This window comes from Arthrobacter sp. JCM 19049 (assembly GCF_001310435.1).
In genome coordinates this window covers 1-1,900 of sequence record NZ_BAXF01000421.1, presented here as the reverse complement: position 1 = coordinate 1,900, position 1,900 = coordinate 1, and the positions used below count along the sequence as shown (strand labels likewise).

Annotated in this window: 3 protein-coding genes and 1 pseudogene; 3 read left to right on the top strand and 1 reads right to left on the bottom strand. The window is 68.5% G+C overall.

All coding sequences use genetic code 11. The features are described 5' to 3' along the window. The first annotated feature begins 232 nt into the window (after positions 1 to 232). The 3 genes from JCM19049_RS20875 to JCM19049_RS20865 all read left to right on the top strand — a co-directional run bounded on the left by JCM19049_RS20875 (position 233) and on the right by JCM19049_RS20865 (position 1,186). Positions 233 to 715, top strand: a complete 483-nt coding sequence (locus JCM19049_RS20875) for an LLM class flavin-dependent oxidoreductase (protein WP_279403177.1) — start codon at positions 233 to 235, stop codon at positions 713 to 715. 7 nt (positions 716 to 722) lie between these two features. Next, positions 723 to 872: a hypothetical protein gene (locus tag JCM19049_RS20870; protein WP_279403176.1), complete on the top strand. Its 150-nt coding sequence runs from the start codon at positions 723 to 725 to the stop codon at positions 870 to 872. Positions 873 to 937: 65 nt separating this feature from the next. Continuing rightward, positions 938 to 1,186 (top strand): hypothetical protein, encoded by a 249-nt coding sequence (locus JCM19049_RS20865; protein WP_279403175.1) that lies wholly within the window; start codon positions 938 to 940, stop codon positions 1,184 to 1,186. A 129-nt stretch (positions 1,187 to 1,315) separates the two neighbouring features. Here JCM19049_RS20865 and JCM19049_RS12920 read toward each other — a convergent pair. Next, a pseudogene (locus JCM19049_RS12920) lies at positions 1,316 to 1,900 on the bottom strand (GNAT family N-acetyltransferase); the annotation flags it as partial.

The following is a 1,900-nucleotide window of genomic DNA, read 5'->3' as shown; positions in this document are numbered from 1 at the left end:
CCTGCCGCAGGACACGGCCCGCGTGCTGGTCATCGCCGAGGGGGCCGAGCCGCGCCTCATCCCCCTTCACTAGGTGGCGGACCACGGCCCGGATGCGGCGCCGCTCACCTTGTTCACGTCGATCTTCCACAAGCAATCGTCAGTTGACTAGGCAGGAATGAAACTTGGGTGAAAAGAGCTTAACCCGAGTGACAGCCCGCCCGGGGCGGTTGATCAGCGAACGGAAGATGTGATGACCAAGAAGATCGGTTTCCTCAGTTTCGGCCATTGGGGCGGCTCGACCACCTCGCCGGTGCCCGACGGCCCGGCCGCGGTGCGCCAGATGGTGGATTTGGCGCAGGCCGCCGAACGGGCCGGTTTCGACGGCGCCTGGGTGCGCGTGCACCACTTCGCCCATTCGCTCTCCGCACCGTTCCCGCTGCTCTCGGCCATGGCCGCCCGCACCACCACCCTGGAGGTCGGCACCGGTGTGGTGGACCTGCGCTATGAGAATCCGCTGTACATGGCCGAAGAGGCCGGGATCGTGGACGCGGTCTCCAATGGCCGCCTGCAGCTGGGCATCAGCCGCGGCGCGCCTCTGCCGTCGTGGATGGGCCGCAGCAGTTCGGCTTCGAGCTGCCCGAGGGGCAGGACTGGTCGCAGAACACCCGGAACGGGCCGAACGCTTCCGGACCGCCATCGCCGGGCAGGGCATCGCCCATCCCAGCCAGGGTGATGAGCTGGTGCCGATCGCGCCGGTCTCCCCGGGGCTGAGCAACCGGATCTGGTGGGGCGCGGCGACCATCGGCTCGGGCGTCTGGGCCGGCCAGGAGGGCATGAACCTGCTCTCCTCCACGCTGCTGCTGGAGGATGACGGGCGCCCCTTCACCTGACCCAGGCCGATCAGCTCAAGCAGTACCGGCAGTCCTACGCGGACTCCGGGCACAGCACCGGCGGGATGACCGCGGTGACCCGCAGCGCCTTCCCGGTCATCACCGACCTGGACGAACTGTGTTTCGGGCGCCGCGAGGCCGGGGACTCGGTGGGGGTGCTCGACGGACGCCGGGCCCGCTCCGGACCCACCTATTCCGGGTCGCTGGATGAGCTGGCCGAACAATTCGACCGGGATGCGGCCATGAACGAGGCCGACTACCTGCTCTTCGCCCTGCCCAACCAGCTGGGGTGGAGTACAACGAAGAGGTCATGACGAACCTGAGCCAGGTGGTGCGCCAGCTCGGCTGGAAGTAGCGCCCAGGCCCACGCCGGAGGCTGAAACAACAGCGGGACCCGAATGTTCGGGTCCCGCTGTTGTTCTCCTGCCTCCGGGCAGCCGGAGCTAGGCGTCGGAGGCCAGGATGTGGGTGGTGGAGATGACCGTGGCCTGCTCCACCCCCGCCAGCGCGTCCACCAGGGAGGAGAGCACGAACATCGAGGAGTCGACCTCCAGCTTCACCGGGTACTGGTGGATCAGCATCGCCACCATGTCCCGCACCGCCTCGGCCACATCCTCGTCGCTGAACGCCGGGTTGTGCCCAACCAGCACGTCACTGGGCGCATTCTCCCGGGCCGGGAGGTAGCTGACCGCGAAGGCCAGGATGTTCCCGCCCTGGGCCTTGGGCCGGTCGCGCAGCACCAGGGCGGCCTGCGCCCCGGTGTGCTCATCAAGCAGCATCCGCTGCGCCGAACCCAGCGTCATCTGCGCCGGGTCCCACTGGTGGGTGGCGTTGTAGAAGTCCATGACCAGCTTGGTCAGCTCCACGCTGCCGGTGGCCAGGTCCTCGATCACCCGCTCGTTGGTTTCAAAGTCCGGTTCGGCCAGCGCCCCGGGCTCCAGGATCACATCGCGGGACACCTGAATCTCCTTCAGGCCCAGTGCCGCGCAGAACCCGGCGGCGGCCTCGGCCGCGTCCCCCGGGGTCAC

Excerpts from the sequence above, each read along its gene's own strand:
- JCM19049_RS20875 (WP_279403177.1), top strand. The coding sequence starts at position 233 with ATGACCAAGAAGATCGGTTTCCTCAGTTTCGGCCATTGGGGCGGCTCG.
- JCM19049_RS20865 (WP_279403175.1), top strand. The coding sequence starts at position 938 with ATGACCGCGGTGACCCGCAGCGCCTTCCCGGTCATCACCGACCTGGAC.